Here is a 19,727-nt window from a genome sequence, read left to right on the forward strand (position 1 = left end):
TATGCGAGGTCTTACTTCGACTTCGCGTTGATGATCGCTTCCGACACGTTACGCGGTGCTTCTGCGTAGTGCTTGAATTCCATCGTGTACGTTGCGCGGCCTTGCGTCAGCGAGCGCAGCGACGTCGAGTAGCCAAACATCTCCGACAGCGGCACTTCGGCGCGGACGATCTTGCCACCACCGACCATATCGTCCATACCCTGAACGATACCGCGACGGCCCGACAGGTCGCCCATCACGTTGCCCATGTAGTCTTCAGGCGTTTCGACTTCCACGGCCATCATCGGCTCGAGGATAACCGGGCTCGCCTTGCGCATTGCTTCCTTGAACGCCATCGAACCAGCCATGCGGAACGCATTTTCGTTCGAGTCAACGTCGTGGTACGAACCGAACGTCAGGTGAACCTTGACGTCGACGACCGGGAAGCCTGCCAGCACGCCGGCCTTCAGCGTTTCCTGGATACCCTTGTCGACCGCGGGGATGTATTCACGCGGAATCACGCCACCCTTGATCTCGTCGAGGAACTCGTAGCCCTTGCCTTGCTCATTCGGCTCGAGCGTGATGACCGCGTGGCCGTACTGGCCGCGACCACCCGACTGCTTGACGAACTTGCCGTCAACGTCTTCCGCCTTGCCGCGAATCGTTTCGCGATAAGCAACTTGCGGCTTGCCGACCGTTGCTTCCACGCCGAATTCGCGCTTCATACGGTCAACCAGAATTTCGAGGTGGAGTTCGCCCATGCCCGAAATAATGGTTTGGCCCGATTCTTCGTCCGTTTGAACGCGGAACGACGGATCTTCCTGAGCCAGACGGTTGAGCGCCAGACCCATCTTTTCCTGGTCGGGCTTCGTCTTCGGCTCAACAGCCTGCGAAATCACCGGCTCCGGGAAAATCATGCGCTCGAGCACGATCGGGTGTTGCGGATCGCACAGCGTGTCGCCGGTCGTGGCTTCTTTCAGACCAACCGCTGCAGCGATGTCACCAGCGCGCACTTCCTTGATTTCTTCGCGCTGATTCGCGTGCATCTGCAGAATACGACCCAGACGTTCCTTCTTGTCCTTCGTCGCGTTCAGCACCGTGTCGCCCGAATTCACCACGCCCGAATAAACGCGGAAGAAGATCAGCTGACCAACGAACGGGTCGGTCATGATCTTGAATGCCAGCGACGAGAACTTCTCGTCGTCGGATGCGCGGCGCTCACCCTTCTCACCGTTTTCCAGTTCGCCCGTAACCGGCGGAATGTCGATCGGCGACGGCAGGAAGTCCAGAACAGCGTCCAGCATGCGTTGCACGCCCTTGTTCTTGAACGCGGTGCCGCACAGCATCGGCTGGATTTCGCAAGCGATCGTACGGTCGCGCAGACCCTTGATGATTTCCGCTTCCGTCAGCTCGCCTTCTTCGAGGTACTTGTTCATCAAGTCTTCGCTCGATTCAGCCGCGGCTTCGATCATCTTTTCGCGCCATTCGTTGCACGAATCAACCAGCTCAGCCGGGATGTCTTCGTACGAGAACTTGGTGCCTTGCGACGCGTCGTCCCAAATGATCGCCTTCATCTTCATCAGATCGACGACGCCCGTGAAGTTCTCTTCCGCGCCGATCGGCACGACGACGGGAACCGGGTTCGCCTTCAGACGCAGCTTGAGCTGGTCGTAGACCTTGAAGAAGTTCGCGCCGGTACGGTCCATCTTGTTGATGAACGCGAGTCGGGGAACCTTGTACTTGTTCGCCTGGCGCCACACCGTTTCCGACTGCGGCTGCACGCCGCCCACGGCGCAGTAGACCATGCACGCACCGTCGAGCACGCGCATCGAGCGCTCAACTTCAATCGTGAAGTCGACGTGGCCCGGGGTGTCGATGATGTTGATGCGGTGTTCAGCGCGGTCGCCCGCCATGCCCTTCCAGAACGCCGTCGTAGCAGCGGACGTGATGGTAATACCACGTTCCTGTTCCTGCTCCATCCAGTCCATGGTTGCAGCGCCGTCGTGCACTTCACCGATCTTGTGGTTCACGCCGGTATAGAACAGGATGCGCTCGGTCGTCGTCGTCTTGCCGGCGTCGATGTGAGCGCTAATACCGATGTTGCGGTAGCGCTCGATAGGAGTCTTGCGAGCCACTTTGATCCTCTATTGGGATGACACGATGGAAACCAGTCCATCGCGCCCTAACACAAACGGGCGAGGCGCTTTAAAAGCGCACCCGCCCGGAATTTCTTTCCGCTTTACTGCTGACCCGGGGAGGGCGCTTAGAAACGGAAATGCGAGAACGCCTTGTTGGCTTCTGCCATCCGGTGAACTTCGTCGCGCTTCTTCATCGCGCCGCCACGGCCTTCAGCCGCTTCGGAGAGTTCACCAGCCAGACGCAGAGCCATCGACTTCTCGCTGCGCTTCTTCGCGGCTTCACGCAGCCAACGCATCGCCAATGCCATACGACGCGACGGACGCACTTCGACCGGAACCTGATAGTTCGCACCACCAACGCGACGGCTCTTCACTTCGACCACCGGCTTCACGTTGTTGAGCGCTACCGTGAACACTTCCAGCGGGTCCTTGCCACCCTTGGTCTGGATCTGTTCGAAAGCGCCGTACACGATGCGCTCGGCAACCGACTTCTTGCCAGAGAGCATCAGCACGTTCATGAATTTTGCAACATCAACGTTACCGAACTTCGGATCCGGCAACACTTCCCGCTTGGGGACTTCGCGACGACGCGGCATGTTTCTTCCTTTAACTTTTCAGTTGGAGCGGTGCTTCCTGCACTCACCCCGCGGCCACCAACTAACCCGATTCATCCATTACGACTTACCAGCCTGGTCGGGTGACCACTTACTCGACAGCACCGGCTATCCGGCACCACCGCTAAACCGCTCTTGCGAGCGACCTGTTACTGCTCGACCGGCTATTACTTGCCAGCCTTGGCACGCTTCGCACCGTACTTCGAGCGAGCTTGCTTACGATCCTTGACGCCCTGGGTATCCAGCGAGCCGCGAACCATGTGGTAACGCACACCCGGCAAGTCCTTCACACGGCCGCCGCGAATCAGCACGACCGAGTGCTCCTGCAGGTTGTGGCCTTCACCACCGATGTACGAAATGACTTCGAAGCCGTTCGTCAGACGAACCTTGGCAACCTTACGCAGTGCCGAGTTCGGCTTCTTCGGCGTCGTGGTGTACACACGGGTGCACACGCCGCGACGCTGGGGGCAGTCCTGCAGGGCCGGCGACTTGCTCTTCGTCGTTTCCGACGTGCGGCCTTTGCGAACCAGTTGATTGATGGTTGGCATTGTTTATTCCTGAAATTGAACAAAATCGACGTATTCGTTTCTGGGCAAAGCAAAAACGAACGCGTTTCTGACTACTGCTGACTTCCAGCCCGGGCGAATTGATTCCGCGCTTACGCCGCGCACAACCCTGCCAAGAACCGGAACCTAGCATCATATTCCGAAAATCCCAAACGAGTCAACAGGTTGCGTCGATTCGAAAGGGATATGGACGAGTTTGGGGTCAATCGGCAGCGACCACTTCGAGCAGTTCGTCACCGAATCGGTCGAGTTTGCGCGTGCCCATGCCCGGAATGTGGCGCAGGTCTTCGAGCGATTCCGGGCAATTGCGCGCGATTTCCGCGAGCGTTGCGTCATGGAAAATGACGTACGCTGGCACGCCATCGCTCTTTGCGGTTTCGGTGCGCCACGTGCGCAGGCGGTCCCAGCGTGCACGTTCACGTGCATTCATGCCCGCGGTCGGATCGGCGCGCTCGCTGGTGCGGCCGGACGACTGTCGCGTGCGTACCGGCTTCACGTAGCGGCGCATGGTCACTTGCTGCTCGCCTTTCAGCACGGCCTTGCTTGCTTCCGTCAGGACGAGCGCGCCGTAGCCCTCGTGATCGACGGTGAGAAATCCGAAAGCCACGAGTTGGCGAAATACGCCACGCCACTCGTGCTCAGACAACGCCGCGCCGATTCCGAATGTGCTGATCTTCTCGTGTCCGCGTTGCAGAATCTTCTCGCTGCGATTGCCGCGAAGAATGTCGATCAGATGGCCGGCGCCGAAGCTAAATCCGCTCGCGCGCTGTGCGCGGAACACACACGACAGTGCCATCTGCGATTCGCGCGTCGCATCCCACGATGCGGGCGGTTCCAGACACGTATCGCAGTTACCGCACGGTTTGCCTTCTTCGCCGAAGTAGGCAAGCAGACGAACGCGCCGGCAGGTCGCCGTTTCGCACAAACCGAGCAGTGCATCGAGCTTGCCGGTTTGCACACGCTTATGGGCATCGTCGGCTTCGGATTCGTCGATCATCTTGCGCTGCTGCACGACGTCGCCGAGCCCGTAGGTCATCCAGGCGTTCGCCGGCAAACCATCGCGGCCCGCGCGACCCGTTTCCTGGTAATAGCCTTCGACGCTCTTCGGCAAATCCAGGTGCGCGACAAACCGCACGTCGGGCTTGTCGATACCCATGCCGAACGCAATGGTCGCGCACATCACGATGCCTTCGTCGCGCTGGAAGATTTCCTGATGCCGCTGACGGACTTCGAATTCCATCCCCGCGTGATACGGAAGCGCCCGCACGCCCTGTCCCTTCAGCCATTCGGCCGTCTCTTCGACCTTACGCCGCGACAGGCAATAGACGACGCCGGCGTCGGTGGTACCGTCCGCACGCGTGTGTTCTGCGCGGATGAAGTCGAGCAGTTGCGAGCGCGCATTGTCTTTCTCGACGATCCGGTAACGAATGTTCGGCCGATCGAAACTCGATACGAACACGCGCGCGTCGTCGAGCGCGAGACGATGGATGATTTCGTCGCGCGTAATCGCGTCGGCGGTCGCGGTGAGCGCGATGCGTGGCACCGAAGGAAACCGCTCGTGCAGCACCGAGAGCTGGATGTACTCGGGCCGGAAATCGTGGCCCCATTGCGACACGCAGTGCGCTTCGTCAATTGCAAACAGCCCGATGCGAGCGCGCTCGAGCAGGTCGAGAAAACGCGGCGTCATCAGGCGTTCGGGCGCGACATACAGCAGATCGATTTCTCCGTCGCGCAATGCACGCTCAGTTGCCGCGGCATCGGCGCCCGACAACGTGGAGTTCAGATACGCCGCACGCACGCCCACTTCCGTCAGCGCCGCCACCTGATCCTGCATCAACGCGATCAATGGCGACACGACGATGCCCGCGCCCAGACCGGCCTCACGTCGCACCAGCGACGGAATCTGATAGCACAGCGATTTGCCGCCGCCCGTTGGCATCAACACGAGGCAATCGCCGCCTGAAGCAACGTGTTCGACGATTTCGCCCTGCTGCCCTCGAAACGCGGGATAGCCGAAAACTTCGTTGAGGATCTGGAGCGGACGGGACATGAAGGAGAGAGAAAAGTGCGCAGGGCGGGTGACACGAATTTTACCAACGCAATCGCGCTTCGCCTGGGGTTTGTCGCATAACAGTCCAATCGGCAGAGTCCACAAGGCATAGGACGTAACGTCGATCTGAGAGACGAAAAAAAACCGCCCGGTCAAAACCGGGCGGTTCAGGCAACTTCGGCCAACTTCACAGGCGAGGCGGCTTGCGCCGCCAGCCAGCTTACTCGTTGGTATGCGGCGTTTGCTCGGCTGCCGGGGTTTCCGGCGTACCGAACTCGAAGGCCTCTTCGGCAGCGATCTGGTCGAAACGCTCGCGATCCGCCATTTCCTTGGTCTTGCGCGCCTTGTGGAACGCGAGACCCGTACCAGCCGGAATCAGACGGCCGACGATCACGTTTTCCTTCAGGCCACGCAGATCGTCGCGCTTGCCCATGATCGCGGCTTCCGTCAGCACGCGGGTCGTTTCCTGGAACGATGCCGCCGAGATGAACGAATCCGTCGACAGCGACGCCTTCGTAATACCCAGCAGGATGTTCTCGTACGTTGCTGGACGCTTGTCGTCCGCGTTCATACGGTCGTTCTCGTCGAGCATGTCCGACCGCTCGACCTGTTCGCCCGGAATGAAGCGCGTATCGCCGTTGTCGGTGATCTGAACACGACGCAGCATCTGACGCACGATCACTTCAATGTGCTTGTCGTTGATCTTCACGCCCTGCAGACGGTACACGTCCTGCACTTCGTCCACGATGTAACGCGACAGCGCTTCGATACCCTGCAGACGCAGGATGTCGTGCGGATCGGCCGGACCGTCCACGATCATTTCGCCCTTGTTGACGACCTGACCATCGTGAACCAGAACCTGCTTTTCCTTCGCGATCAGGAACTCGTGCTGATTGCCTTCGAGGTCCGTGATAACGAGACGCTGCTTGCCCTTCGTGTCCTTACCGAACGACGTCGTACCCGTGACTTCCGCCAGGATACCTGCGTCCTTCGGCGAACGTGCTTCGAACAGTTCCGCCACACGCGGCAGACCACCCGTAATGTCACGCGTCTTCTGCGCTTCAGTCGGGATACGTGCGAGCACTTCACCCACCTGAACCTGCTGACCGTCCTTCACGGTGATCAGAGCGCCGACCTGGAAGCCGATCTGAACCGAGTGCTCCGAGTTCGGGATCTTGACTTCTTCGCCGTTCGCGTCGAGCAGCTTGACCTGCGGACGCACGCTCTTCGAAGCCTGCGAACCGCGGCGCTTCACGTCGATCACGACCAGCGTAGAAAGACCCGTCACGTCGTCGATCTGCTTCGCGACCGTCACGCCTTCCTCGACGTTTTCGAACTTCACCGTACCGCCCCACTCGGTGATGATCGGACGCGTCAGCGGATCCCACGTGGCCAGCTGCGTGCCTGCCTTGATCTGCGCACCATCGAGTTGCAGCAGCGTCGCGCCGTACGGCACCTTGTGACGCTCGCGCTCGCGGCCGTGATCGTCGGTGATCAGCGCTTCGCCCGAACGCGAGATGACGATCTGCTCGCCCTTCGCATTGGTGACGTAACGCATCGTCGCCGTGAAACGCACCGTACCGTTCGACTTCGCTTCGACCGACGACGCCACTGCCGCACGCGATGCCGCACCACCGATGTGGAACGTACGCATGGTCAGCTGCGTGCCCGGCTCACCGATCGACTGCGCAGCGATCACGCCGACAGCTTCACCGACGTTCACCAGCGAGCCGCGGCCCAGGTCACGGCCATAACATGCCGCGCACAGACCGTAACGCGTTTCGCAAGTGAGCGGCGTACGCACGCGCACTTCGTCGATGCCCAGACGCTCGATCTCTTCGACCGAATCTTCGTCGAGCAGCGAGCCCGATTCGTAGAGCGTTTCCTGCGTTTCCGGATTGACGACGTCCGCCACTGCAACACGGCCGAGAATACGGTCACGCAGCGCTTCGACGACTTCACCACCTTCCACGAGGGCCTTCATCGCCACGCCGTTCGACGTGCCGCAATCGTCCTCGACCACCACGAGATCCTGCGTGACGTCGACGAGACGACGCGTCAGGTAACCCGAGTTGGCGGTCTTCAGTGCCGTATCAGCCAGACCCTTACGTGCACCGTGGGTCGAGATGAAGTACTGCAACACGTTCAGACCTTCGCGGAAGTTCGCGGTAATCGGCGTTTCGATAATCGAGCCGTCCGGCTTCGCCATCAGGCCGCGCATCCCCGCCAACTGACGGATCTGGACCGCGGAACCGCGCGCGCCCGAGTCGGCCATCATGTAGATCGAGTTGAACGATTCCTGACGCGTTTGATTACCGTCGCGATCGACCACCGGTTCCGTGGCGAGCTGCTCCATCATCGCCTTGCCGACCGCTTCCGACGTTGCCGACCAGATGTCGACCACGTTGTTGTAGCGTTCCTGCGCGGTGACGAGACCCGACATGTACTGACGGTCGTATTCCTTCACCTTCTTCGCGGCGTCGCCGACGATCGTTTCCTTCTGCGGCGGCACGAGCATGTCGTCGACGCAGATGGAGATACCGGCGCGCGTTGCCAGGCGGAAGCCCGACTGCATCAGCTGGTCAGCGAAGATCACCGTTTCGCGCAGACCGCACTTGCGGAATGCCGTGTTGATCAGACGCGAAATTTCCTTCTTCTTCAGCGGCTTGTTCAGCACCGTGAACGGCAGACCCGGCGGCAGAATTTCCGACAGGATCGCGCGGCCAACGGTCGTCGCGTACAGCGAGATCTTCGGCACGAACTTCGGCGCGCCTTCCGACGTGTCTTCGTTGTGGACCATTTCCGTGATCCGCACGTTGACGCGCGAGGCCAGCTCGACTTCCTTGTTCTCGTAGGCGCGCAGTGCTTCCGACACGCCCGTGAAGGTCATGCCTTCGCCCTTGCCGTTGATCGCTTCACGCGTCGCGTAGTACAGGCCGAGCACGATATCCTGCGACGGCACGATCGACGGATCGCCGTTGGCCGGGAACAGGACATTGTTCGACGCCAGCATCAGCGTGCGCGCTTCCATCTGCGCTTCGAGCGACAGCGGAACGTGAACAGCCATCTGGTCACCGTCGAAGTCGGCGTTGAACGCCGCGCAAACGAGCGGGTGCAGCTGGATTGCCTTACCTTCGATCAGCACCGGCTCGAAAGCCTGAATGCCAAGACGGTGCAGCGTCGGCGCACGGTTCAGCATGACCGGATGTTCGCGAATAACTTCTTCGAGAATGTCCCACACCACCGGCGTCTGGTTCTCGACTTCCTTCTTCGCAGCCTTGATGGTCGTCGCGACGCCCATCACTTCCAGCTTGTTGAAGATGAAAGGCTTGAACAGTTCGAGCGCCATCAGCTTCGGCAGACCGCACTGATGCAGCTTCAGCGTCGGGCCGACCACGATGACCGAACGGCCCGAGTAGTCGACGCGCTTACCCAGCAGGTTCTGACGGAAACGACCGCCCTTACCCTTGATCATGTCGGCGAGCGACTTCAGCGGACGCTTGTTCGCGCCCGTCATCGCCTTACCGCGACGACCGTTGTCGAGCAGCGAATCGACAGCTTCCTGCAGCATCCGCTTTTCGTTGCGGACGATGATTTCAGGCGCCTTCAGTTCGAGCAGACGCTTCAACCGGTTGTTACGGTTGATCACGCGGCGATACAGATCGTTCAGGTCCGAGGTCGCAAAGCGGCCGCCGTCCAGCGGAACCAGCGGACGCAGTTCCGGCGGCAGCACGGGCAGCACTTCGAGAATCATCCACTCGGGCTTGATGCCCGAACGCTGGAAGGCCTCGAGCACTTTCAGACGCTTCGCGTACTTCTTGATCTTCGCTTCCGAACCCGTGTTCTTGAGTTCGGTACGGAGCATTTCGACCTGTTCGTCGATGTTGATCGCGCGCAGCAGTTCGCGCACGCCTTCCGCGCCCATTTCAGCGCGGAATTCGTCACCGTACTCTTCGACCTTATTGTAGTAATCCTCTTCCGTCATGATCTGACGCGCCTTCAGCGGCGTCATGCCCGGATCGATCACCACATATGCTTCGAAGTACAGCACGCGCTCGATGTCGCGCAGCGTCATGTCGAGCACCATGCCCAGACGCGACGGCAGCGACTTCAGGAACCAGATGTGCGCGACAGGCGAGGCCAGTTCGATGTGGCCCATGCGTTCGCGACGCACCTTCGCGAGCGTCACTTCGACGCCGCACTTCTCGCAGATCACGCCACGGTGCTTCAGGCGCTTGTACTTGCCGCAAAGGCATTCGTAGTCCTTGATCGGACCAAAAATCTTCGCGCAGAACAGACCATCCCGCTCCGGCTTGAACGTGCGGTAGTTGATGGTTTCCGGCTTCTTGACTTCGCCGAACGACCACGAACGGATCTTGTCCGGCGAGGCCAGACCGATCTTGATCGCGTCGAAAACTTCTTCCTGTTGGACTTGCTTGAATAGATCGAGCAGAGCTTTCATTGCTTTCTCTCCGTAGTCCGATTAGTTGCGGTCGAGGTCGATGTCGATACCGAGCGAGCGGATTTCCTTCACCAGCACGTTGAAGGATTCCGGCATACCCGCGTCGATCACGTGATCGCCCTTCACCAGGTTCTCGTAAACCTTGGTCCGGCCTGTCACGTCGTCCGACTTGACCGTCAACATTTCCTGCAGCACATACGATGCGCCGTAGGCTTCGAGCGCCCACACTTCCATTTCACCGAAGCGCTGACCACCGAACTGCGCCTTACCACCCAGCGGCTGCTGCGTGACCAGCGAGTACGGACCCGTCGAACGCGCGTGCATCTTGTCGTCGACCAGGTGGTGCAGCTTCAGGTAGTGCATGTAGCCAACCGTCACCGTACGTTCGAAGGCTTCACCCGTGCGGCCGTCGTACAGACGCACCTGGTTCTTCGACTTCGTCATGCCGAGGTTCTGTGCGATGTCGTCCGGGTAAGCGAGATCGAGCATTGCCGACATCTCGTCTTCCGTCGCACCGTCGAACACCGGCGTTGCGAACGGCACGCCTTCGCGCAGGTTCTTCGCCAGTTCGAGGATCTCGTCGTCGGAGAAGCTGTCCAGCTCTTCCGCGCGACCCGACTCGTTGTAGATCTTGGTCAGGAACTTGCGAACTTCCTCGATCTTCGCCTGACGCTGCAGCATTTCGCCGATACGCCAGCCCAGACCCTTCGCGGCCCAACCCAGATGCACTTCCAGAACCTGACCCACGTTCATCCGCGACGGAACGCCCAGCGGGTTCAGCACGACGTCTGCGGGACGGCCATCGGCCATGTACGGCATGTCTTCGATCGGAACGATCTTCGACACCACACCCTTGTTACCGTGACGGCCTGCCATCTTGTCGCCAGGCTGCAGACGGCGCTTGACTGCCAGATACACCTTGACCATCTTCAGCACGCCCGGCGGCAGTTCGTCGCCTTGCGTGAGCTTCTTGCGCTTCTCTTCGAACGCGAGGTCGAACTGGTGACGCTTCTGTTCGATCGAATCCTTGATCGCTTCGAGTTGCGCCGCTGCTTCTTCGTCCGCGAGGCGGATGTCGAACCAGTGGTAGTGATCCAGATCTTCCAGGTAAGCCTGGTCGATCTTCGTGCCCTTCGCGAGCTTCTTCGGACCGCCGTTCGCGACCTTGCCATCGAGCATACGTGCGAGACGCTGGAACGCGTCGCCTTCCACGATACGCAGCTGGTCGTTCAGGTCGAGGCGATAGCGCTTCAGTTCATCGTCGATGATCTGTTGTGCACGCTTGTCGCGCTGGATACCTTCACGCGTGAACACTTGCACGTCGATAACCGTGCCGCTCATGCCCGACGGCACGCGCAGCGACGTGTCCTTCACGTCCGAAGCCTTCTCACCGAAGATCGCGCGCAGCAGCTTTTCTTCCGGCGTCAGCTGGGTTTCGCCCTTCGGCGTGACCTTGCCGACCAGCACGTCGCCTGCTTCGACTTCCGCGCCGATGTACACGATGCCCGACTCGTCGAGACGGCCAAGCTGCACTTCAGCGAGATTCGAAATATCGCGCGTGATTTCTTCCGGTCCGAGCTTCGTGTCGCGAGCAACGACGTTCAGTTCTTCGATGTGGATCGACGTGTAGCGATCGTCCGCAACGACCTTCTCCGAGATCAGGATCGAGTCTTCGAAGTTGTAGCCGTTCCACGGCATGAACGCGACCAGCATGTTCTGGCCAAGCGCCAGTTCACCGAGGTCCGTCGAAGCGCCGTCAGCCAGCACGTCGCCGCGAGCAACCTTGTCGCCGACCTTCGCGATCGGACGCTGGTTGATGTTCGTGTTCTGGTTCGAACGCGTGTACTTGATCAGGTTGTAGATGTCGACACCGACGTCACCAGCAACCGCTTCATCGTCGTTCACGCGAATCACGATACGGCCCGCATCGACGTAGTCGACCACACCGCCACGCAATGCCTGAACGGTCGTACCCGAGTCAACCGCCACCGTACGCTCGATACCCGTACCGACGACCGGCTTTTCCGGACGCAGACACGGCACAGCCTGACGCTGCATGTTCGAACCCATCAATGCACGGTTCGCGTCATCGTGCTCGAGGAACGGAATCAGCGATGCTGCCACCGACACGATCTGCGACGGCGCCACGTCCATGTACTGGATGCGGTCCGGCGTGACCATCAGCGTTTCGCCCGCTTCACGCGACGAAACGAGTTCGTCGGTCAGCGTGCCGTCTTCAGCCACAGCCGCGTTCGCCTGAGCGATCACGTACCGGCCTTCTTCGATGGCCGACAGATAGTCGATCTGGTCCGTGACCTTGCTGTCCGTCACCTTGCGATACGGCGTTTCGAGGAAGCCGTATTCGTTCAGGTGCGCGTACAGAGCCAGCGAGTTGATCAGGCCGATGTTCGGACCTTCCGGCGTTTCAATCGGGCACACACGGCCATAGTGGGTCGGGTGCACGTCGCGGACTTCAAAGCCAGCGCGCTCACGCGTCAGACCGCCCGGGCCAAGTGCCGAAACACGGCGCTTGTGGGTGATTTCCGACAGCGGGTTGGTCTGGTCCATGAACTGCGACAGCTGCGACGAACCGAAGAACTCGCGAATCGCCGACGAAATCGGCTTCGAGTTGATCAGGTCGTGCGGCATCAGGTTTTCGCTTTCGGCCTGGCCGAGGCGTTCCTTCACGGCACGTTCGACACGCACGAGACCTGCGCGGAACTGGTTTTCCGCCAGTTCGCCGACGCAACGCACGCGACGATTGCCCAAGTGGTCGATGTCGTCCACTTCGCCCTTGCCGTTACGCAGTTCGACCAGGATCTTGATCGTCGCGAGGATGTCGTCGTCCTGCAGCGTCATCGGGCCGACGATTTCGTCACGGCCCACGCGGCGGTTGAACTTCATACGACCCACCTTCGACAGGTCGTACGCTTCTTCGCTGTAGAACAGACGGTTGAACAGCGCCTCGACGGCTTCTTCCGTCGGCGGTTCGCCCGGACGCATCATGCGGTAGATTGCGATGCGAGCGGCCATCTTGTCAGCCGTTTCGTCGATACGCAGCGTCGACGAGATGTACGGACCTTGATCCAGATCGTTCGTGTAGAGCGTCTGGATGTCCTTGATCTTCGCTTCGCGCAGCTTCTCGAGCACGCTTTCCGTGATTTCGTCGTTCGCGTTTGCGATCACTTCGCCCGTGTCACCATCGACAACGTTCTTCGCAAGCACGCGGCCAAGCAGATAATCTTCGGGAACCGAAATGTATTTCGTCTTCGCGTTTTCGAGATCGCGAATGTGCTTCGCGTTGATACGCTTGTCCTTCTGGACAATGACCTTGCCATCACGATCCGTGATGTCAAAGCGCGCGACTTCGCCACGCAGACGCTCCGGCACGAACTCCATCTGTGCGCCTTCCGGCATCAGCGTGAAGTTGTCGAACACGAAGAAGTTCGCGAGGATCTGTTCCGGCGTCAGGCCGATGGCCTTCAGCAGGATCGTGACGGGCATCTTGCGACGACGGTCGACGCGGAAGTACAGAACGTCCTTCGGGTCGAATTCGAAGTCGAGCCACGAGCCGCGGTAAGGAATGATACGTGCCGAGAACAGCAGCTTGCCGGAGCTGTGCGTCTTGCCCTTGTCGTGTTCGAAGAACACGCCAGGCGAACGGTGCAGCTGCGACACGATCACGCGTTCCGTGCCGTTGATGACGAACGAGCCAGTCGGCGTCATGAGCGGAATTTCGCCCATGTACACTTCCTGCTCCTTCACTTCCTTGACGACGGGCTTGCTCGGCGATTCCTTGTCGAGCAGCACCAGACGCACTTTGGCACGCAGTGCCGAGCAGTAAGTCAGACCGCGCTGCTGACATTCCTTGATGTTGAATGCCGGCGGCGACAGCATGTAGCTGACGAACTCTAGACGAGCGAAGCCGTTATGCGAAACAATGGGAAAAACCGAGGTAAATGCAGCCTGCAGACCTTCCGGTTTGCGCTGCACCGTGGGCACTTCTGCTTGCAGAAACGTGCTGAATGATTCAAGCTGGGTAGCCAGCAGGAAAGGTACTTGGTGAACGATGGGGCGCTTCGCGAAACTCTTGCGAATACGCTTCTTCTCGGTGAAGGAATATTGCATACGATCTCCGAATCACGGCGGGCATTGTTGTCGAGGCGGGATACCTTGATGTGACAACCCGAGTGTTCACCGACTGAGACCCGTTGGCCGTCCGATGGCTTGAACGAGCCTTGAAGCTTGGTGGTTGGCCGCTACCAACCGCTGGCTGACGGCAGCGGATGCCTGTGTTGCCCGCTACCCGACCAAACTTGCCTTCTGCAGTCGCTTCAGAAGACAAAGAGAAGCGCCAGTCGATGTTGCCGAACGGCGATTTTCTTTGGCTTCTAGGAAGGCGTTTTTGCCGAAAAACGCGGACAAAAACGTTGTTTCCACAAAGCACAAAAAGGCCGGCGGTAGAAAACCGCCAGCCTTCGCACAGCGCGCTGAAACTTACTTGATTTCAGCCTTCGCGCCGGCTTCTTCCAACTTCTTCTTGGCTTCTTCAGCAGCAGCCTTGGGCACCGCTTCCTTAACGGGCTTCGGTGCACCGTCGACCAGGTCCTTCGCTTCCTTCAGGCCCAGGCCCGTCAGTTCACGAACTGCCTTAATGACGGAAACCTTGTTTGCGCCCGTTTCGGTCAGGATAACCGTGAACTCGGTTTGCTCTTCAGCAGCAGCTGCGCCGCCGCCTGCGCCTGCCGGGCCAGCAACTGCAACTGCAGCAGCCGACACGCCAAACTTTTCTTCGAACGCCTTAACCAGCTCGTTCAGTTCCAGAACCGACATCGCGCCAACGGCTTCGAGGATGTCTTCTTTTGCGATTGCCATTTGAAATACTCCTAAATTGAATTCGGATACAGCCAGCGATCAATTACGCCCGACTGAAGTGCGTCGATGCACTGCTTACGCAGCTTCGCCTTGCTTCTTTTCTGCCAGCGCGGCCATAGCGCGCGCAAAGCCAGAAACAGGCGCTTGCATAACGAACAACAGCTTGGAGAGCAGTTCCTCGCGGCTCGGGATGTTGGCCAGCGCTTGCACGCCTGCCTTGTCCATCACCTTGCCTTCGTAGGAACCGGCCTTGATGACCAACTTGTCATTGCTCTTGCTGAAGTCATTAACGACCTTAGCAGCAGCAATTGCATCTTCCGAGATGCCGTAGATCAGCGGACCGGTCATCTGCTCAGCCAGCGGAGCAAACGGGGTACCTTCGACAGCGCGACGCGCCAGCGTGTTCTTCAACACGCGCAGATACACCTGTTGCTCGCGCGCTTTCGCGCGCAGCTTGGTCAGATCGCCAACCGTGATCCCACGATACTCAGCCAGAACGACGGTCTGGGCTTTCGCGACTTGCGCGGAAACCTCAGCGACGACGGCCTGCTTGCTTTCTTTGTTCAGTGGCACGGTTAACCTCCAGATTCGATGTACTTGGCACATGCCTCGCACATCGCGTTCAACAACGGCGTCCGACCAGTCAGGAGTATTTCGACCATTCGAGGTCCGCATGGCTGCGGGATTCAAACGGCTTCATCACTACAAAACCATTTCGGGTTCGCCATCTGCGTTGGCTTGAATTAAGGAAACACCCGACTACTGCGTCTCCACCAACGGTCTTTGACAACCGGCCGCTCGATTCAAACTGCAATCTTGCGGCCGCCCAAAGCCCTTAAATGCGCCCCGGCTTTACAACCGAGGCGATTAAAACTTTACTGTGCTGCCAGCGTGGCCTGGTCGACACGCACGCCGACACCCATGGTGCTCGACAGTGCGATCTTGCGCAGATACACGCCCTTGCTCGTTGCCGGCTTCGCCTTTTGCAGCGCTTCAACCAGTGCGCTCAGGTTCGAACGCAGAGCAGCCGGCTCGAACGATGCACGGCCGATCGTCGCGTGGATGATACCTGCTTTGTCGACACGGAACTGCACCTGACCAGCCTTCGCGTTCTTGACTGCCGTCGCGACGTCCGGCGTGACCGTACCGACCTTCGGGTTCGGCATCAGGCCGCGCGGGCCGAGGATCTGACCGAGCGTACCAACGACGCGCATCGTGTCCGGCGAAGCGATCACGACGTCGAAGTTCAAATTACCGGCCTTGACTTGCTCAGCCAGGTCTTCCATACCGACGACTTCAGCTCCAGCCGCGCGAGCTTGTTCAGCCTTTTCGCCTTGCGCGAACACAGCAACGCGAACCGACTTACCCGTACCAGCGGGCAGAACCACCGAACCGCGAACCACTTGGTCCGACTTCTTCGCGTCGATGCCGAGTTGCACAGCAACGTCGATCGACTCGTCGAACTTCGCGCTTGCGCATTCCTTCACGAGCGACAGGGCGTCATCGATCGGGTACAGCTTCTGACGATCGACCTTTGCTGCAAATGCTTGCAGACGCTTCGAAAGCTTAGCCATTTACACGCCCTCCACGGTGATGCCCATCGAGCGGGCGCTACCAGCGATCGTACGAACCGCTGCATCCAGATCAGCTGCCGTAAGGTCGGGCATCTTGGTCTTCGCGATTTCTTCGGCTTGAGCGCGCGTGATCTTGCCGACCTTGTCGGTGTGCGGCTTGCTCGAACCCTTGTCGACCTTCGCTGCCTTCTTGATCAGAACCGTAGCCGGCGGCGTCTTCAGAACGAACGTGAAGCTCTTGTCGGCGAATGCGGTGATGACGACCGGAATCGGCAGACCCGGTTCCAGAGCTTGAGTCTGCGCGTTGAACGCCTTGCAGAACTCCATGATGTTCAGGCCGCGCTGACCCAGTGCCGGACCAACCGGCGGCGACGGATTGGCTTTACCTGCAGGAATCTGCAGCTTGATAAAGCCGATGATTTTCTTTGCCATGTTGAAAACCTCTTTGGAACGCTGAAGCGTTCGGTGAGTAGTAACGCGCCTTCGACGAACTTCGACTAGTGACGCTCCTCAACGGCCATTACGCGGACCGTAAGCGCGAAAGACGAATCGCGCCGTCTGGCGCGATCCGCAAAATCTTGATTACAGCTTTTCGACCTGGCCGAATTCAAGCTCGACTGGAGTCGCTCGGCCGAAAATCGTGACGGATACGCGAACACGCGATTTTTCGTAATTCACTTCTTCGACGCTGCCGTTGAAGTCCGTGAACGGACCGTCCTTCACGCGAACCATCTCGCCTACTTCGAACAGGGTCTTCGGGCGCGGCTTCTCAACGCCTTCCTGCATCTGCGACATGATCTTCTCGACTTCCCGCGGGGAAATCGGACTAGGGCGATTGCGCGCACCGCCCACAAAACCGGTCACCTTGGCCGTGTTCTTCACGAGGTGCCACGTCTCGTCCGTCATCTCCATTTCCACGAGCACGTAGCCCGGGAAGAAGCGACGCTCGGTCACCGACTTGTGACCACCCTTCACCTCGACAACTTCTTCAGTCGGCACGAGGATCTGGCCAAACTTGTCCTGCATGCCAGCACGTTCGATACGCTCCTGAAGCGCACGTTGCACGCTCTTCTCCATACCGGAGTAGGCGTGCACTACGTACCAACGTTTTCCGCTCGGGGATGCCGGAATATCACTCATATCATTTCCAACCCAGAATCGCCGAGAAAATCGCCCACTCGATGGATTTATCACAAATCCAGAGGAACACCGCCATGATCAGAACAAAACCGAAGACCACCAACGTTGTTTGACTTGCTTCCTTGCGGGTCGGCCAGACAACCTTGCGAACTTCCTTGTATGAATCTTTGGCGAACGCGATAAAACCCTTGCCGGGTGCTGAGAGAAGACCGACTGCGACGCCTGCGATCAACCCAACAGCCAGAGCCGCTCCGCGGACGTACCACTCTTGGCCATTCAGCCAGAAGAACCCCACGAACCCGGCCAAGACCAACAATACGCCGGCAACGAGCATCAGCTTGTCGCTGGAAGTATTAACAGTTTCGACGGAAGGATTCGCCATAACACCTTAACGAGCGTCACGCGACGCGAGAGTTGGCAGGGGCAGAGGGAATCGAACCCCCAACCTTCGGTTTTGGAGACCGACGCTCTGCCAGTTGAGCTATACCCCTAAACCATTGGGGTCGGCGGCATCGCCAACCCCGAAACAACCGATCAACGAGAACTAGCTGGCTTACTCGATGATCTTGGCAACGACACCTGCGCCGACGGTACGGCCACCTTCGCGGATTGCGAAGCGCAGACCTTCTTCCATGGCGATCGGCGCGATCAGCTTGACCGTGATCGACACGTTGTCGCCCGGCATCACCATTTCCTTGTCCTTCGGCAGCTCGATCGAGCCCGTCACGTCCGTCGTACGGAAGTAGAACTGCGGACGGTAGTTGTTGAAGAACGGCGTGTGACGGCCGCCTTCGTCCTTGCTCAGCACGTACACTTCAGCCGTGAAGTGCGTGTGCGGCGTGATCGAACCCGGCTTCGCCAGAACCTGGCCACGCTCCACGTCTTCACGCTTCGTGCCGCGCAGCAGGATACCAACGTTGTCGCCTGCCTGACCCTGGTCGAGCAGCTTGCGAAACATTTCCACGCCCGTGCACGTCGTCTTCACCGTCGGCTTGATACCGACGATTTCGATTTCTTCGCCGACCTTGACGATGCCGCGCTCAACGCGACCCGTCACCACCGTGCCACGACCCGAGATCGAGAACACGTCTTCCACCGGCATCAGGAACGCGCCGTCAACTGCGCGCTCCGGCGTCGGGATGTACGTGTCCAGCGCGTCGGCCAGGTTCATGATCGCCACTTCGCCCAGCTCGCCCTTGTCGCCTTCCAGAGCCAGCTTCGCCGAACCCTTGATGATCGGCGTGTCGTCGCCCGGGAAGTCGTACTTCGACAGAAGTTCGCGCACTTCCATTTCGACGAGTTCCAGCAGCTCAGCGTCGTCCACCATGTCGCACTTGTTCAGGAACACGATGATGTACGGAACGCCAACCTGACGCGCCAGCAGGATGTGCTCACGCGTTTGCGGCATCGGGCCGTCTGCAGCCGAGCACACCAGGATCGCGCCGTCCATCTGCGCTGCGCCCGTGATCATGTTCTTCACATAGTCAGCGTGGCCCGGGCAGTCGACGTGGGCGTAGTGGCGGTTAGCCGTTTCGTACTCGACGTGTGCCGTATTGATCGTGATGCCGCGCGCCTTTTCTTCCGGCGCTGCGTCGATCTGGTCATAAGCCTTTGCTTCGCCGCCGAACTTGGCGGTCAGCACCGTCGTGATCGCTGCCGTCAGCGTGGTCTTGCCGTGGTCAACGTGACCGATCGTGCCGACGTTCACGTGCGGCTTGGTCCGCTCAAACTTACCTTTGGCCATTTTCGACTCCTAAGAGGATTTTTCCGTACGTTGCGCGGCGCGCAAACAATCACTTGGTACTAGCTGGTGCCCATGGGCAGGATCGAACTGCCGACCTCTCCCTTACCAAGGGAGTGCTCTACCACTGAGCCACATGGGCGCTACATCTACTTTGCTTGCTGGAGCGGGTGAAGGGAATCGAACCCTCGTCGTAAGCTTGGAAGGCTTCTGCTCTACCATTGAGCTACACCCGCAAGGATCTATCGATTCCCGACAACTGCTTTACAGCTTTTGAAATCTGGTGGAGGAGGTTGGATTCGAACCAACGTAGGCGTAAGCCAACAGATTTACAGTCTGCCCCCTTTAGCCACTCGGGCACCCCTCCGCAGAGAACTGATGATTATGGGGGAGCGATTACCTCTTGTCAAGAGTCTCTTGACCGCTCGGAACCCATGAGCTCTCACTTATAGTAGAGCTAAAAACGCCAAGACCCCGCTTTTGAGGGCGGGGTCTTGTCTGGGTAAGGAGCCTGACGATTACCTACTTTCACACGGGCAATCCGCACTATCATCGGCGTAGAGTCGTTTCACGGTCCTGTTCGGGATG

The 19,727-nt window shown here is 59.2% G+C and carries 13 protein-coding genes and 4 tRNA genes; all 17 read right to left on the reverse strand.

The window, feature by feature from the left end:
• Positions 1-11: 11 nt before the first annotated feature.
• Positions 12-2,114 (reverse strand): elongation factor G, encoded by a 2,103-nt coding sequence (gene fusA / locus G3O01_RS27785; protein WP_205809813.1) that lies wholly within the window; start codon positions 2,112-2,114, stop codon positions 12-14.
• A 128-nt stretch (positions 2,115-2,242) separates the two neighbouring features.
• Positions 2,243-2,713: a 30S ribosomal protein S7 gene (rpsG, locus tag G3O01_RS27790; RefSeq protein ID WP_006053291.1), complete on the reverse strand. Its 471-nt coding sequence runs from the start codon at positions 2,711-2,713 to the stop codon at positions 2,243-2,245.
• A gap of 185 nt (positions 2,714-2,898) precedes the next feature.
• Positions 2,899-3,279, reverse strand: a complete 381-nt coding sequence (rpsL, locus tag G3O01_RS27795; RefSeq protein WP_006053290.1) for a 30S ribosomal protein S12 — start codon at positions 3,277-3,279, stop codon at positions 2,899-2,901.
• A 220-nt stretch (positions 3,280-3,499) separates the two neighbouring features.
• Entirely contained in the window at positions 3,500-5,347 is a 1,848-nt protein-coding gene (gene recQ / locus G3O01_RS27800) for a DNA helicase RecQ (RefSeq protein ID WP_205809814.1), read from the reverse strand.
• 220 nt (positions 5,348-5,567) lie between these two features.
• The gene (gene rpoC, locus G3O01_RS27805; protein ID WP_205809815.1) at positions 5,568-9,809 is read right to left on the reverse strand and encodes a DNA-directed RNA polymerase subunit beta'; all 4,242 of its coding nucleotides are present in this window, start codon (positions 9,807-9,809) and stop codon (positions 5,568-5,570) included.
• Positions 9,810-9,830: 21 nt separating this feature from the next.
• The gene (gene rpoB, locus G3O01_RS27810; protein ID WP_205809816.1) at positions 9,831-13,937 is read right to left on the reverse strand and encodes a DNA-directed RNA polymerase subunit beta; all 4,107 of its coding nucleotides are present in this window, start codon (positions 13,935-13,937) and stop codon (positions 9,831-9,833) included.
• Positions 13,938-14,306: 369 nt separating this feature from the next.
• A complete protein-coding gene (rplL, locus tag G3O01_RS27815; protein ID WP_035988792.1) occupies positions 14,307-14,684 on the reverse strand; it encodes a 50S ribosomal protein L7/L12 in 378 nt (125 codons plus the stop codon).
• A gap of 75 nt (positions 14,685-14,759) precedes the next feature.
• The gene (gene rplJ / locus G3O01_RS27820) at positions 14,760-15,290 is read right to left on the reverse strand and encodes a 50S ribosomal protein L10 (RefSeq protein WP_204117352.1); all 531 of its coding nucleotides are present in this window, start codon (positions 15,288-15,290) and stop codon (positions 14,760-14,762) included.
• A 269-nt stretch (positions 15,291-15,559) separates the two neighbouring features.
• The gene (rplA, locus tag G3O01_RS27825) at positions 15,560-16,258 is read right to left on the reverse strand and encodes a 50S ribosomal protein L1 (protein ID WP_205809817.1); all 699 of its coding nucleotides are present in this window, start codon (positions 16,256-16,258) and stop codon (positions 15,560-15,562) included.
• Positions 16,259-16,690 carry a 50S ribosomal protein L11 gene (gene rplK / locus G3O01_RS27830; protein WP_205809818.1) on the reverse strand — a complete coding sequence of 144 codons (432 nt, stop codon included), beginning with the start codon at positions 16,688-16,690 and terminating at the stop codon, positions 16,259-16,261. It lies immediately after the preceding gene.
• Between the two features lie 150 nt (positions 16,691-16,840).
• Complete coding sequence (gene nusG / locus G3O01_RS27835) at positions 16,841-17,398, reverse strand: transcription termination/antitermination protein NusG (RefSeq protein ID WP_007578364.1); 558 nt, start codon at positions 17,396-17,398, stop codon at positions 16,841-16,843.
• A gap of 1 nt (position 17,399) precedes the next feature.
• Positions 17,400-17,780: a preprotein translocase subunit SecE gene (gene secE / locus G3O01_RS27840; protein WP_012402206.1), complete on the reverse strand. Its 381-nt coding sequence runs from the start codon at positions 17,778-17,780 to the stop codon at positions 17,400-17,402.
• 33 nt (positions 17,781-17,813) lie between these two features.
• Positions 17,814-17,889 (reverse strand) — tRNA-Trp (locus G3O01_RS27845).
• 62 nt (positions 17,890-17,951) lie between these two features.
• A complete protein-coding gene (tuf, locus tag G3O01_RS27850) occupies positions 17,952-19,142 on the reverse strand; it encodes an elongation factor Tu (protein WP_028371383.1) in 1,191 nt (396 codons plus the stop codon).
• A 64-nt stretch (positions 19,143-19,206) separates the two neighbouring features.
• Positions 19,207-19,281 (reverse strand) — tRNA-Thr (locus G3O01_RS27855).
• 20 nt (positions 19,282-19,301) lie between these two features.
• A tRNA-Gly gene (locus tag G3O01_RS27860) sits at positions 19,302-19,375 on the reverse strand.
• A gap of 45 nt (positions 19,376-19,420) precedes the next feature.
• A tRNA-Tyr gene (locus G3O01_RS27865) sits at positions 19,421-19,506 on the reverse strand.
• Between the last annotated feature and the right edge of the window lie 221 nt (positions 19,507-19,727).

This window comes from Burkholderia sp. Ac-20365 (genome assembly GCF_017104715.1).
Classification (GTDB): Bacteria; Pseudomonadota; Gammaproteobacteria; order Burkholderiales; family Burkholderiaceae; genus Paraburkholderia.

Coding starts and splice junctions, on each gene's coding strand:
- tuf (WP_028371383.1), bottom strand. CDS start 19,142: ATGGCCAAAGGTAAGTTTGAGCGGACCAAGCCGCACGTGAACGTCGGC.
- rplA (WP_205809817.1), bottom strand. CDS start 16,258: ATGGCTAAGCTTTCGAAGCGTCTGCAAGCATTTGCAGCAAAGGTCGAT.
- rplL (WP_035988792.1), bottom strand. CDS start 14,684: ATGGCAATCGCAAAAGAAGACATCCTCGAAGCCGTTGGCGCGATGTCG.
- secE (WP_012402206.1), bottom strand. CDS start 17,780: ATGGCGAATCCTTCCGTCGAAACTGTTAATACTTCCAGCGACAAGCTG.
- rpsG (WP_006053291.1), bottom strand. CDS start 2,713: ATGCCGCGTCGTCGCGAAGTCCCCAAGCGGGAAGTGTTGCCGGATCCG.
- rpsL (WP_006053290.1), bottom strand. CDS start 3,279: ATGCCAACCATCAATCAACTGGTTCGCAAAGGCCGCACGTCGGAAACG.
- rpoB (WP_205809816.1), bottom strand. CDS start 13,937: ATGCAATATTCCTTCACCGAGAAGAAGCGTATTCGCAAGAGTTTCGCG.
- rplK (WP_205809818.1), bottom strand. CDS start 16,690: ATGGCAAAGAAAATCATCGGCTTTATCAAGCTGCAGATTCCTGCAGGT.
- rpoC (WP_205809815.1), bottom strand. CDS start 9,809: ATGAAAGCTCTGCTCGATCTATTCAAGCAAGTCCAACAGGAAGAAGTT.
- recQ (WP_205809814.1), bottom strand. CDS start 5,347: ATGTCCCGTCCGCTCCAGATCCTCAACGAAGTTTTCGGCTATCCCGCG.
- nusG (WP_007578364.1), bottom strand. CDS start 17,398: ATGAGTGATATTCCGGCATCCCCGAGCGGAAAACGTTGGTACGTAGTG.
- rplJ (WP_204117352.1), bottom strand. CDS start 15,290: ATGTGCCAAGTACATCGAATCTGGAGGTTAACCGTGCCACTGAACAAA.